Here is an 11,797-nt window from a genome sequence, read left to right on the forward strand (position 1 = left end):
CGTGCGCCGGGGCCCTTCCCGCTGCGGTGACGCGGCTCCGCCGTCAGTTGAGCGCCGCCGCCAGGACCGCCGGGGCCTCCGCGAGGGAGGGTCCGTACCAGGTGAGGTGGCGGCCGCTGACCAGCGCCGAGGGCAGGCCCGGGAACGCCTCGGGCCCGTCGTCCGCGGTGAAGCGGTACGGCTCGTCGGGCAGGACCACGAGATCGGCCCCCGCGGTGTTGAGCTCCCGCACCGGGACCCGCGGATAGCGCTCCTGGTGGTGGCCGTAGACGTTCTCGACGCCGAGCCGGGCCAGCAGGTCGCCCGCGAAGGTGTCCCGGCCGAGCACCATCCAGGGGCGGCGCCAGACGGGGACCACGGCCCGGCGCGGCCGGGGCACGGGCCGCACCGTCCCCCAGGCCTTCTCCGCGGCGTCCAGCCACGCGGGACGGGGCAGGCCCAGTGCGCCGACCACCACGCGGTGCAGTTCCTCGAAGGCCTGCGGCAGGCTGCGCACCTCCGTGACCAGCACGTCGAGCCCGGCGGACCGCAGCGCCCCCAGGTCGGGCGCGCGGTTCTCCTCCTCGTTGGCGATCACCAGGTCCGGGGCCAGCCGGACGATCTGCTCGATGTCGGGGTTCTTGGTCCCCTGGACCCGGGTGACCCGCAGGTCGGGCGGGTGGCTGCACCAGTCGGTCGCGCCCACCAGGAGTGCGGGGGCCGTGGTCGCCACCGCCTCCGTGAGCGAGGGCACGAGGGACACCACACGCCGTGCCGGGCCGGACTCGCGACGGGTCATATGCCCACCGTATCGAGCCCCGGCGCGCGAGGACGGCCGGACGGCGCGGCCGCCGGAACTGAGGGAGGGGGATCCGGGTACCGCGCCGTCCGGGGTGCGTGGCGGGGGCCTGGCCGGCCCGCCGGGTCAGCCGACCGGGGCCAGCCGGTTCTCGACGGACGGGTTGGCGGCGAGCCAGTCGCGGACGCCGTCCTGCTCGTGGCCCTGGCCCGCGCCGTGCACGGCGCCCTCCAGCCCGGTGAGCTCCTTCTCGCTGAGCCGGAAGTCCTTCAGCCAGCGGGCGACGGCGGGCTCGTCGGCGGCGAAGCCGTCGCGGGCGAGGGTGTGGATGCCGTCCCCCTTGCCCCAGGCGCCGAGCGGGTCCTTCAGCTTCTTCAGCGAGTGCTCGCTGTAGGCCCAGTGCGGGGACCACAGGGTCACCACGACGGGCTCCTTCGCCTTGATCGAGCGGTCGAGCTGGGCCAGCATGCTCGCGGTCGAGCCGGTGGTGACCTTGTACTCGCCCTCCAGCCCGTACGTCTTCAGCACCGTGTCGTTGAGCATCGTCATCATGCCCGCGCCGGGCTCGATGCCGATGATCCGGCCGCCGAACCGCTTGCCCTGGCCCTTGAGGTCCGCGAGCGAGTCGACTCCCTCGACGTAGGAGGGGACGGTCAGCTCCAGGGAGGTCGGGCCGTACCAGGAGCCGTAGTCGTCCAGGTGGTCCCGGTACTTCTCCCAGTACGACCGGTGCGTGACGGGCAGCCAGGAGTCGGTCTCGACGTCGACCCGCCCGGCGGACATGCCGGTGTAGAGCGCGCCGACGTCGTACTGCGTGACCTTCGGCCGGTAGCCGCGGCGCTCCAGCAGCTCCTTCCACAGGAACGTGGAGGCGATGCCCTCGTCCCAGGGGATGTAGCCGAGGTCGACCTGCCGGCCCTTGCCGACGTTCTTCGCCCCGGAGACCGCGGGCCCGTCGTCCCCGCCGCCGAGGACGTTCATGCCGCCGGCGACGAGGGCGAGGACGACCACACCGACGACGGCCACGGAGGTGTGCGGACGGTAGGTCCACAGCCGGGACCGGCGCGGGGCGGCGGCCGCGGCGAGCGCGCGCCGGCCGAGCGGCGAGACGCGGCTGCCGAGCGCGCCGGTCACGCGGTCGAGGTACATCGCCAGGACGACCACCGACAGGCCCGCCTCGAAGCCGAGGCCGATGTCGACCTGGCTGATGGCGGTGAAGACGGAGGCGCCGAGGCCCCCGCCGCCGACCATGCCGGAGATGACGACCATGGACAGCGCCAGCATGATCACCTGGTTGACGCCCGCCATGATCGTGGGCAGCGCGAGCGGCAGCTGCACCCGCAGCAGGGTGCTGCGCGCGGTGGTGCCGAACGCCTCGGCGGCCTCGACGAGTTCGCCGTCGACCTGGCGGATGCCCAGCTCCGTCATCCGCACGCCCGGCGGCAGGGAGAAGACGATGGTGGCGATGATGCCGGGCACCTGGCCGACGCCGAAGAAGAAGATGCCGGGGATCAGGTAGACGAAGGCGGGCATCGTCTGCATGAAGTCCAGCACCGGGCGCAGCGCGGCGGAGACGGTGCGGTTGCGCGCCGACCAGATGCCCAGCGGCACGGCCAGCACGATCGTGACGACGGTGGCGACGAGCACCAGGGACAGGGTGTCCATGGCCTCGTCCCACTGCTGGACGGAGATGACGACCGCCAGGCCCGCGAAGGACAGCACACCCGCGGTCGCCCCACGCAGCCACAGGGCCAGGACGGCGAGGATCCCGGCGAGCAGCAGCGGCGCCGGGGCCTGGAGCACGGCGTCCAGGCCGTCGTACATGCCGGAGACGATCGCACTGATGACGTCGAAGAGCGGGCCGAAGTGGTCGCGCAGGAAGGTGACGGCGCTGTCCGTCCAGTCGCCGAGGGGCAGCCTAGGCACGCGCCGCCTCCTTCCGGGCCTGCGCCGGCACTTCGGGCGCCGCCCCGTCGGTGCAGGGGGCGGGCGGGCCGTCGTACGCGCCGAGTCGGGCGAGCAGCCGCTCCCGGGTGATCACACCGGCCACGTCGCCGTTCCGGTCGCGGACGGCGACCGGGTGCGGCACGCGGGCGCTGACGGGCAGGACGTCGGCGAGCGGGGTCCGCGGGTCGACGCTCTCGCAGCGGCAGTCGCCGGCGCCGGGGCCGGACGGCGGCTCCATGACCGTGCCGGCGGTCAGCACGCGGGAGCGGTCGACGTCGTACACGAAGGAGGCGACGTAGTCGTCGGCGGGGCGCAGCAGGATGTCCTCCGGTGTACCGGTCTGCACGATGCGGCCGTCGCGCATGACGGCCACGCGGTCCCCGAGGCGCATCGCCTCGTTGAGGTCGTGGGTGATGAAGACGATGGTCTTCTTCAGGGCGCGCTGGAGTTCCAGCAGCTGGTCCTGCATGTCGCGGCGGATGAGCGGGTCCAGGGCGCTGAAGGACTCGTCCATCAGGAGCACGTCGGCGTCCGTGGCCAGCGCGCGGGCCAGGCCGACGCGCTGCTGCATGCCGCCGGACAGCTCGTCGGGCCAGGAGCCGCCCCAGCCGGCCAGTCCGGTCAGCTCCAGGGCCCGCGCGGCGCGCTCCTCGCGCTCCTTGCGGCCGACGCCCTGCACCTCCAGGCCGTACGCGGCGTTCTCCAGCACGGTGCGGTGCGGGAAGAGCGCGAAGTGCTGGAAGACCATGCTGATGCCGTGCGAGCGCACCCGGCGCAGCTCGCGCGGGGAGAGCGCTGTGAGGTCGCGGCCGTCGAAGAGCACCCGCCCCGAGGTCGGGGGGAGCAGCCCGTTGAGGGTGCGCAGCAAGGTGGACTTGCCGGAGCCCGACAGTCCCATGACGACGAAGATCTCACCCTCGCGGACGTCGAAGCCCGCGTCGATCACGGCCGCGGTCGTGCCGTCGGCGCGCAGCTCCTCGCGTCCGGCGCCGTCCCGCAGCCGGCGCACGCCGTCCTCGGGATCGGGGCCGAACACTTTGTACAGATGCTCTGCCTGCAACCGGTACACATACACCTCTGGGGTCGTACGGAGGACGACCTGCTGCCCCCGCACCCAGGTCGTGGAGCGTTCCTGGCCCGCTCCGGACCGGCGGCTGCCCCGACACAAGCGGAGCAAACTGTTCCGTGACCGAGGTCACGGTGTCCGCGGTGTCCGAGGTCTGCGGCATCATCGGCGTGTGACTCGACGCCTGATGCTCCTCGACACCGCCAGCCTCTACTTCCGCGCGTACTTCGGGGTGCCCGACTCGGTGCGCGCCCCGGACGGCACGCCGGTCAACGCCGTGCGCGGACTGCTGGACTTCATCGCCCGCCTGGTCGCCGACCACTCCCCCGGCGACCTGGTGGCGTGCATGGACGCCGACTGGCGTCCGCAGTGGCGGGTGGATCTGATCCCCTCGTACAAGGCGCACCGGGTGGCCGAGGAGGTCCCGGGGGGCTCGGACGTGGAGGAGGTGCCGGACACGCTGTCGCCGCAGGTGCCGGTGATCGAGGCGGTGCTGGACGCGCTCGGCATCGCCCGTGTCGGGGTCGCGGGGTACGAGGCCGACGACGTGATCGGGACGTTGGCGGGCGGGGCGGCCGGTCCGGTGGACATCGTCACCGGCGACCGCGACCTGTTCCAGCTCGTGGACGACGCGCGCGGGGTGCGCGTGCTCTACCCGGTCAAGGGCGTGGGCGCGCTCGACGTGGTCGACGAGGCGTGGCTGCGCGCCAAGTACGGGGTGGACGGCCCCGGTTACGCCGATCTCGCCACGCTGCGCGGGGACCCGAGCGACGGCCTGCCGGGCGTGCCGGGCATCGGCGAGAAGACCGCGGCCAAGCTGCTGGACGCGTACGGGGACCTGGCGGGGATCATGGCGGCCGCCCACGACCCCGCGTCGAGGATCACCCCAGCGCAGCGCAAGCGCCTCCAGGAGGCGGCGGACTATGTCGCCGTCGCGCCCAAGGTCGTCCATGTCGCCGGCGACGTGCCGCTGCCCGTCTTCGAGCCGCGGCTCCCACGCGAGCCGCGCCACCCGCAGGAGTTGTCGGCCCTGGCCGAGCGGTGGGGGCTCGGCGGCGCGCTGCAGCGGCTGCTCACGGTGCTCGGGGCGGCGCAGGCCGGCTGAGGCGGCGCGGCTCCCGCGGCCCGCCCGGCAGCGCGCGCGTTCCGGGAGTCGTCGCCTTCCGGGGGAGCAATGGGTTAGGCTTGCCTAACCGTCGTGAGGGAGTGTGTTCATGGCAGACCGTCCGGTGCGCAGGAAGCCGCAGCTCAACCGCGCGCGGGTGCAGCACGTGGAACGACTGACCCCGCACATGGTGCGCGTGGTGCTCGGCGGCGGGTCGCTCCAGGGCTTTCCCGTGGGCGACTGCAGCGACCACTACATCAAGCTGTTCTTCCCCGCCGAGGGCGTCCGCTACCCCGAGCCCTTCGACATCCAGGCGATCCGCGCGGAGTTCCCGCGCGAGCAGTGGCCGCGCACCCGGACGTACACGGTGCGCCACTGGGACGCCGAGTCGTGCGAGCTGACCGTCGACTTCGTCCTGCACGGCGACGAGGGCCTGGCCGGCCCCTGGGCCGCCCGCGTCCGGCCCGGCGAGGAGATCCTCTTCCTCGGTCCCGGCGGGGCGTACATGCCGGACCCGGCCGCCGACTGGCATCTGCTGGTGGGCGACGAGAGCGCGCTGCCGGCCATCGCCGCGTCGCTGGAACGGCTGCCGGAGGGCTCCCGCGCCCATGTCTTCGTGGAGGTCGCCGGGCCGGAGGAGGAGCAGAAGCTCCCCACGCCCGGTGACGCCGAGATCACCTGGGTGCACCGCGGCACCGGCCGCGTCGGCGAGGCCCTGCTGCGCGCGGTGCTCGCCCTGGAGTTCCCGCCCGGGGACCTCCAGGCCTTCGTCCACGGCGAGGCCGGCTTCGTCAAGCAGCTGCGGCGGCTGCTGCGCGTCGAGCACGGGGTGCCGCGCGAGCGCCTGTCGATCTCCGGCTACTGGCGCACCGGGCACGACGAGGACGGATGGCAGGCCTCCAAGGCTGACTGGAACCGCCGGGTGGAGGAGGAGCAGGAGACCCCGCGGGCCCTGGCCTCCTGACACCGCGGTCCCCTGCGGACGCACGAGGCGTGACCCCGCGACGGGGTCACGCCTCGCTGTCTGTGCCGGGCCAGACTCAGACGGACTTCTGGTACGAGCGGAAGGTGCGGGTCGACAGCCACACCGCGGCGACCGCCACCGCGACCAGCGCGCCGCCCCGGCTGAGCACGCCGCCCCAGTCGGGGGTGTCGGCCATCGCGGAACGGCCCGCGACCAGCGCCCAGTTCACCGGGTTGAAGTCCGCGACGTGCCGCATCCAGGCCGGCATCAGCGCGGGCGCCATGAAGGCGGACGACAGGAACGTCAGCGGCAGCAGCAGGAAGGTGTTGATGCCGATGATGCTCTCCCGCTGCCGGACCAGCATGCCCATGGCGTTGGAGAACGCGCCCACCAGGGTGCCGAGCAGCACCGACGCCGCGACGAGCACCAGCAGTCCGCCGACCCCGCCGGGGTAGTCGGCGCCGCCCAGCCGGCCCAGCGCCACGATGACGACCGACTGCAGGGCGGTGCTCAGCCCCTGCGAGACCACGTTGCCGTTGATCAGGGCCGCCCGGCTGACCGGGGTGGTCAGGAAGCGGTTGAGGGTGCCGCGCTCGATCTCCTCCAAGGTGCCCATCCCGGCCCACATGTTGGAGGACAGCGCGCTCATCACGACGACGCCCGGCACGAGGTAGTCCAGGTAGGAGCCCCCGCCGAAGCCGGGCAGCTCCACGACGCGGCGGAAGAGCCCGCCGAAGAGGAAGAGCCAGATCACCGGCTGCACCAGGGTGATCAGGAGGTAGGCGGGCTGCCGCAGCACCGCCATCAGCTGACGTTGCGTCATGTACCAGGTCTGCGTGAGGGCGTTGCCCGGCGCGGTCGCCGTGCTCATCGCGCACCTCCGGCGCTCGCGGGGACGGCGTCGGAGGCGGCCGCCGGCGATCCGGTATCGGCGTCGGCGAAGCGGCGTCCGGCGTACCGCAGGTACACGTCGTCCAGGGAGGGACGGGCGACCGTCACGGAGGCGACGGCGGCGCCCTCGCGCTCCAGGACCGCGAGCACCCGCGGCACGGCGGCTCCGCCGTCGTCCGCACGGGCACTGAGCCGGCGCCCGTCGAGCACCGCCTCCCGCACACCCGCGAACTCGGTGAGCGCGGTCTCCAGCAGATGCGCGTCGACCGGGCCGGCCGGCCGGGTCAGCTCCACGTGCACGGCGTCGCCGCGCAGTTCGCCCTTGAGCCCGTCGGGTGTGCCCTCGGCGACCACCCGGCCGCGGTCGACGATCGCGACACGCTCGGCGAGCCGGTCGGCCTCCTCCAGGTAGTGCGTGGTGAGCAGGATGGTCAGTCCCTCGTCGCCGGCGAGCCGGGCGATCTCGTCCCACATCGCGGTGCGCGCCTCCGGGTCCAGCCCCGTGGTCGGCTCGTCGAGGAAGAGCACCTCGGGCCGGTGGACCAGGCCGAGCGCGACATCCAGACGCCGCTGCATGCCGCCGGAGTACGTCCTGACCTGGCGCCCGGCGGCGTCGACGAGGTCGAACCGGGCGAGGAGTTCGTCGACCCGACCGGTGAGGCCCGTGCCGCGCAGGCCGTACAGCCGGCCCTGCAGCCGCAGGTTCTCCGCGCCCGTGGCGACCGGGTCGGCGCCGGACCTCTGGGCGACGACGCCGATGGCGCGCCGTACCCGGTCGGGGTGGCGCAGCGCGTCGTGGCCCGCCACGACGGCGGTCCCCGAGTCGGGCCGGGCCAGGGTGGTCAGGATCTTGACGGTGGTGGACTTGCCGGCGCCGTTGGGGCCCAGCAGTCCGAAGACGGTGCCGGGCTCCACGGTGATGCCCATGCCGTCCAGTGCCCGGACGTCCCCGGGATAGGTCTTGACGAGGTCGTGCGCCACGATCGCGGGCGCGCGGGTGCTCATGACAGATTCCTCCGCCTGTCGTGTCGATCGGTGTCGGTCGGTGCCGGTGCCGATGGGCACCGGCGTGCCGGTGCGGACCGTTCGACGGGAGGAGTGCCGGGCTACCCTGGGTGTGCTGCACCTCGGTCGCCTGGCATCCGTTCCCGCGGGTGTCCGGTCCGGGATTCACCTCCGGTGGGCCGCTGTTCCCGCAGCGGCCCACCGGGGGTTCTTTCACGAGGGGGGTGTGAGTTTGCCCAGTTCCTCCCTGAAGTGGCGGGCGGCCGCGCCGTCCCGGGTGAGGTCGTCGATCCCGCTCCAGGTGTCCGGCATCTCGCCGGTCGCCTGCCACTGCCGCCACTCGGCGGCGCCGGAGACGGCACCCCGTTCGAGGTCGTCCAGGAAGGCGCGGATCCACGCCGCCTCGGCCTCGATCATGTGGACCTGGTACTCGGTCTCCAGCAGGAGCACCCGGGGCAGGTCGCGGCGGAGCCGCGCGAGCACACCGTGCACCGCGGCCGCCTGGACCTCCAGTTTGGCCACCCGCTCGGTGAGCAGCCCGACCACCTCGTCGGCGGGGAGCACGAGCAGCAGCGAGAGGGCGGCCTCGAAGGACGGGTACTCGCGGACGGGGACGGCGACCAGGTCGGAGAGCCAGTCGTGCAGTTCCTCGCGGCCGGCGTCGGTGAGGCCGTACAGCGTGCGCTCGGGGCGGTTGCCCTGCCGCTGAACACCGGTGACCTCGACGAATCCGTGCTTCTCCAGGTTCTGCACGACCGTGTAGAGCGAGCCGTAGTTGATCTTGATGCTCTGCTCCTTGCCCCGCTGCCGGAGCACCTGCGCGATCTCGTACGGATGCATGGGCCGCTCGCCGAGCGTCGCCATCACCGCCAGCGCCAGGGGGTTGCCGAGTTTGCGGCGCGCCGCCATGTCCGTACACCTCGCTTCCGTATATCCGTAGCCGAACATATCGCGAGTATCGCGACGTGACAAGCGCGATACATCGCGAATCTCGACGGCCGGGCCGCGGCGGTGCCGCGGACCCGCAGGGCCGCGCACGGCACCGCATCACCGAGGTCAGGCCCATCTGAATCCCCTTCAGCTCCCGCGGTTGCGGACCGGTGGGGACGGGGCAAGGGTGGGAAGGGAAGATCCGATCGAGTATCGAACGGAGTTTCCCATGCAAGCGCGAAAGTCCGACCTGTACGCACGTGACCTGACGGAGGCACGTTGGGTCAAGAGCACCAAGAGCCCCTACCGGGAGCTCTGTGTCGAGGTCGCGGACCTCGGCGGCGGCGCCGTCGCGATCCGCGACTCGGACAACACCGACCTGCCGGCACTGCGGTTCACCGCGGACGAGTGGGCGGCGTTCCGGGACGGCGTGCGCGACGGCGAGTTCGGCTGACGAGCCCCGTACCACCCTTGTTCGGCGGCCCGCTCGCCGAAGCCGATGCACAGGGCCCGCGAACGGGCCGCCGAACACCGTGGCAAGGGCGCACCGCCCGGGATTCCGGGCGGGCAGGCCAACACGCTTGCGGCTCACGGCAGAAGGCCTCTGGAGTCGGCTCCAGGGGCTTTTCCATGTCCGCCCGGCACGCCCCGGCCGCACCCGGGACCGGCGCCCCGCGCCGCAGCGGTCACATCGTCAACACGCCCTTCCTGCACCGCAAAAGCCCCACAAGTGGACACATGACACCCGTCTCGCTACGGTCGAAGAACGGACAGCGCCGACGGTGATCCGGCCACACGGAGCACGGCTCCGGCCCACCTCCTGACGAGGGCGCACCTCGGCTCCTCCACCGCGTCCGCCCGGCCGGCCGCCGCATCGGCCGCCTCGGCCAGGACGGCGCGTCACCTGCGCGTTCCGGCTTCCGGAAGGGGACATCATGCGCGCACAGCAGTTTCTCGCCCTGCTCGTCGCCCCGGCCGCGGCAGGCGCCGTGGCGTTCCTGCCGGCCGCCGCGTCGCAAGCGGCCGCGGCAGGCCCGGCGACGGCCGTCGCGGCCCCGTCCTCCGGCACGGTCGCCCCGCAGTCGTCCAACGACCGCTACCGGCGGGGCTTCAGGGACGGCTACGACGACGGGCGTTACGACTCCCGGAACTCCCGGCCGCGCTGCCGCGACTACCGGGAGTCCTACGATCCCCGCCGCAACGACCGCGACTACCGCCAGGGTTACCGCGACGGCTACCGCTCGGGCTGGAGCCGCTACTGCTGACCACCGGCGGTCCGTCCCCGGTCTGAGTGCCCATAGGCTGACGGCGTGACGGAACGCACACAAAGAGCGGCCGGCGCCGTGGTGGGTTCGGCGGTCGGCGACGCGCTGGGCGCGCCCTTCGAGTTCGGTCCGGAGGGCGCGTTCAGCACGCGTTTCCCGCGGGCGGGCGGCGGCGGCGAGATGTGCGGGGGCGCGGGTTGGGACCCCGGCGAGGCCACGGACGACACGCAGATGGCCGTGCTCGTCGCGGACTCCCTGCTGGAACGCGGAACCCTCGACCTGCCCGACATCTTCGCGCGGTTCCGGCGCTGGTCGGCCGCGGCCCCCAAGGACATCGGGATCCAGACCGAGACCGTCCTGACCTCGGGCGATCCCTGGAACCTGGCCGCCGCCCTGCACTACCAGACGCACGAGCGGGCGGCCGGCAACGGTGCCCTGATGCGCGCCGCCCCCGCCGCCGTCCACTTCGCCGGGCAGGGCCGGGCGGTCTCGCTCGACGCCGCCCGCCGGATCGCCGCCCTCACCCACGGCGACCGGGCCGCCTGGGAGGGCAGCGCGATCCTCCACGACCTCGTACGCGTCGCCCTCGACGGCGGCGACCCGGTCGCACCCGAGGTCGTGGCCGACGCCCTGGCCCAGGTGCCCGAACCGTACCGGGACCGCTGGGCCGTCGTGCTCGCGCCGCACTGGCACCCGGACCTGGCCACGGAGTTCAACGGCGCCGTCTGGCCCTGCCTCGGCTCCGCGCTCTGGGCGGTGCGGACGACCGGCTCCTACGAGGACGCGGTGCGCGCCGCGATCGACCTCGGCGGCGACACCGACACGGTCGCCGCAGTCACGGGCACCCTGGCCGGCGCGGTCCACGGGCTCGACGCCGTCCCCGCACGCTGGACCGAACCCCTGCACGTGCCGATCCCCGGCCGGCCCGGCCGGATCCTGGGTGCGACGGACCTCGTGGACCTGGCCGCGCGCCTCACGGAGCCGGCAGCGCCTCGCCCTCCCGGCGCAGACGCGCCATGACGTCCCCGAAGCACCCGGCGACCCGCAAGGCGGTGCGGACGACCGGCTCCTACGGGGAGCAACGCCGTCCCCGCACGCCGGACCGAACCCCTGCACGTGCCGATCCCCGGCCGGCCCGGCCGGATCCTGGCCGCACGGCTCACGGGGACAGCAGCGCCTCGCCCTCACGGCGCAGGCCCGCCATGACATCCTCGGGGCACCCGGCGACCCGCAGGGCAGCATCCGCGGCGGCCGAGGCGAACGCCGCGGCATCGGGGATCGGAGCCTCGCGGCGGATCAGGATCACGCCCTCGATGAGGCCGAAGACGAGGTCGGCACGGACGGCGAACGCCGCGGGCGGCAGTTCCGCACCGGCCGAGGTGGCGGCCAGCAGCGCGGCGTAGGCGGCCTTCAGCTCCTCCCGTACCGACCGGAACCCGGCGAAGCGCTCGGCCCGCACCTCGGGAAGCAGATAGAGCACGCCCAGGTTGTGCGGGCCGCCGCACAGCAGCGCCACGTCCGCACGGCACAGTGCCCACAGCCGGGCCTCGCCGGGTACGTCGTCCCGGCCGGTCAGGTCACCGGCCAGCGCCAGGGAGGGGCGCACGGTGCCCTCCAGCAGCGCGGCCAGGAGGTCCTCCTTGCCGGCGAAGTAGTGGTAGATCGAGGCCTGCCGCATGCCGGCCAGCTCCGCGACGGCGCGCGTCGTGGTGGCGGCGTAGCCCCGCGTCGTGAACAGCTCCGCCGCGGCCTCCAGCAGCTCCTCGCGTGTGGACAGCCCGGTCTCCGGCCGCATCTGCGCCCGCGGCCGTCCGACCCGCCGTCCCGTGCCGCTCATCCCCCGATC

General features: G+C 73.6%; 12 protein-coding genes. 5 read left to right on the top strand and 7 right to left on the bottom strand.

The features are described from left to right. Positions 1-43: 43 nt before the first annotated feature. From ACIP64_RS21435 to ACIP64_RS21445, 3 genes are all read right to left on the bottom strand, one after another. Positions 44-778, bottom strand: a complete 735-nt coding sequence (locus ACIP64_RS21435; RefSeq protein WP_401589027.1) for a helical backbone metal receptor — start codon at positions 776-778, stop codon at positions 44-46. 126 nt (positions 779-904) lie between these two features. Further along, on the bottom strand, positions 905-2,704 hold the full coding sequence (locus tag ACIP64_RS21440; protein ID WP_401589029.1) for an ABC transporter permease/substrate binding protein: 1,800 nt from the start codon (positions 2,702-2,704) through the stop codon (positions 905-907). Beyond that, positions 2,697-3,794, bottom strand: a complete 1,098-nt coding sequence (locus tag ACIP64_RS21445) for a glycine betaine/L-proline ABC transporter ATP-binding protein (RefSeq protein WP_401589479.1) — start codon at positions 3,792-3,794, stop codon at positions 2,697-2,699. Before ACIP64_RS21445 ends, ACIP64_RS21440 begins: the two co-directional genes overlap by 8 nt. Positions 3,795-3,978: 184 nt before the next feature. Here ACIP64_RS21445 and ACIP64_RS21450 point away from each other — a divergent pair, with 184 nt between their 5' ends. Beyond that, complete coding sequence (locus ACIP64_RS21450; RefSeq protein WP_401589480.1) at positions 3,979-4,896, top strand: 5'-3' exonuclease H3TH domain-containing protein; 918 nt, start codon at positions 3,979-3,981, stop codon at positions 4,894-4,896. Positions 4,897-5,005: 109 nt separating this feature from the next. Beyond that, positions 5,006-5,860, top strand: a complete 855-nt coding sequence (locus tag ACIP64_RS21455) for a siderophore-interacting protein (RefSeq protein WP_401589031.1) — start codon at positions 5,006-5,008, stop codon at positions 5,858-5,860. Positions 5,861-5,936: 76 nt separating this feature from the next. Here the strand turns inward: ACIP64_RS21455 and ACIP64_RS21460 are convergent, their stop codons facing one another. The 3 genes from ACIP64_RS21460 to ACIP64_RS21470 all read right to left on the bottom strand — a co-directional run bounded on the left by ACIP64_RS21460 (position 5,937) and on the right by ACIP64_RS21470 (position 8,665). Continuing rightward, positions 5,937-6,731, bottom strand: coding sequence for an ABC transporter permease (locus ACIP64_RS21460; RefSeq protein ID WP_401589034.1), 795 nt, complete (start codon positions 6,729-6,731; stop codon positions 5,937-5,939). Beyond that, positions 6,728-7,756: an ATP-binding cassette domain-containing protein gene (locus ACIP64_RS21465; RefSeq protein WP_401589037.1), complete on the bottom strand. Its 1,029-nt coding sequence runs from the start codon at positions 7,754-7,756 to the stop codon at positions 6,728-6,730. Before ACIP64_RS21465 ends, ACIP64_RS21460 begins: the two co-directional genes overlap by 4 nt. 213 nt (positions 7,757-7,969) lie before the next feature. Beyond that, entirely contained in the window at positions 7,970-8,665 is a 696-nt protein-coding gene (locus tag ACIP64_RS21470; RefSeq protein ID WP_401589040.1) for a PadR family transcriptional regulator, read from the bottom strand. A gap of 250 nt (positions 8,666-8,915) precedes the next feature. On the opposite strand from ACIP64_RS21470, the gene ACIP64_RS21475 reads away from it, so the two are divergent. The 3 genes from ACIP64_RS21475 to ACIP64_RS21485 all read left to right on the top strand — a co-directional run bounded on the left by ACIP64_RS21475 (position 8,916) and on the right by ACIP64_RS21485 (position 10,971). Next, positions 8,916-9,140, top strand: a complete 225-nt coding sequence (locus tag ACIP64_RS21475) for a DUF397 domain-containing protein (RefSeq protein ID WP_401589042.1) — start codon at positions 8,916-8,918, stop codon at positions 9,138-9,140. A gap of 481 nt (positions 9,141-9,621) precedes the next feature. Further along, positions 9,622-9,951, top strand: coding sequence for a hypothetical protein (locus tag ACIP64_RS21480; RefSeq protein WP_401589044.1), 330 nt, complete (start codon positions 9,622-9,624; stop codon positions 9,949-9,951). Between the two features lie 45 nt (positions 9,952-9,996). Continuing rightward, complete coding sequence (locus ACIP64_RS21485; protein WP_401589047.1) at positions 9,997-10,971, top strand: ADP-ribosylglycohydrolase family protein; 975 nt, start codon at positions 9,997-9,999, stop codon at positions 10,969-10,971. A 139-nt stretch (positions 10,972-11,110) separates the two neighbouring features. Here ACIP64_RS21485 and ACIP64_RS21490 read toward each other — a convergent pair whose 3' ends face one another. Then, entirely contained in the window at positions 11,111-11,788 is a 678-nt protein-coding gene (locus tag ACIP64_RS21490; protein WP_401589050.1) for a TetR/AcrR family transcriptional regulator, read from the bottom strand. Between the last annotated feature and the right edge of the window lie 9 nt (positions 11,789-11,797).

The organism is Streptomyces sp. NPDC088733 (assembly GCF_044751185.1).
In the GTDB taxonomy this organism is placed as follows: Bacteria; Actinomycetota; Actinomycetes; order Streptomycetales; family Streptomycetaceae; genus Actinacidiphila.

Excerpts from the sequence above, each read along its gene's own strand:
- ACIP64_RS21435 (WP_401589027.1), bottom strand. The coding sequence starts at position 778 with ATGACCCGTCGCGAGTCCGGCCCGGCACGGCGTGTGGTGTCCCTCGTG.
- ACIP64_RS21450 (WP_401589480.1), top strand. The coding sequence starts at position 3,979 with ATGCTCCTCGACACCGCCAGCCTCTACTTCCGCGCGTACTTCGGGGTG.
- ACIP64_RS21455 (WP_401589031.1), top strand. The coding sequence starts at position 5,006 with ATGGCAGACCGTCCGGTGCGCAGGAAGCCGCAGCTCAACCGCGCGCGG.
- ACIP64_RS21460 (WP_401589034.1), bottom strand. The coding sequence starts at position 6,731 with ATGAGCACGGCGACCGCGCCGGGCAACGCCCTCACGCAGACCTGGTAC.
- ACIP64_RS21465 (WP_401589037.1), bottom strand. The coding sequence starts at position 7,756 with ATGAGCACCCGCGCGCCCGCGATCGTGGCGCACGACCTCGTCAAGACC.
- ACIP64_RS21470 (WP_401589040.1), bottom strand. The coding sequence starts at position 8,665 with ATGGCGGCGCGCCGCAAACTCGGCAACCCCCTGGCGCTGGCGGTGATG.
- ACIP64_RS21475 (WP_401589042.1), top strand. The coding sequence starts at position 8,916 with ATGCAAGCGCGAAAGTCCGACCTGTACGCACGTGACCTGACGGAGGCA.
- ACIP64_RS21480 (WP_401589044.1), top strand. The coding sequence starts at position 9,622 with ATGCGCGCACAGCAGTTTCTCGCCCTGCTCGTCGCCCCGGCCGCGGCA.
- ACIP64_RS21490 (WP_401589050.1), bottom strand. The coding sequence starts at position 11,788 with ATGAGCGGCACGGGACGGCGGGTCGGACGGCCGCGGGCGCAGATGCGG.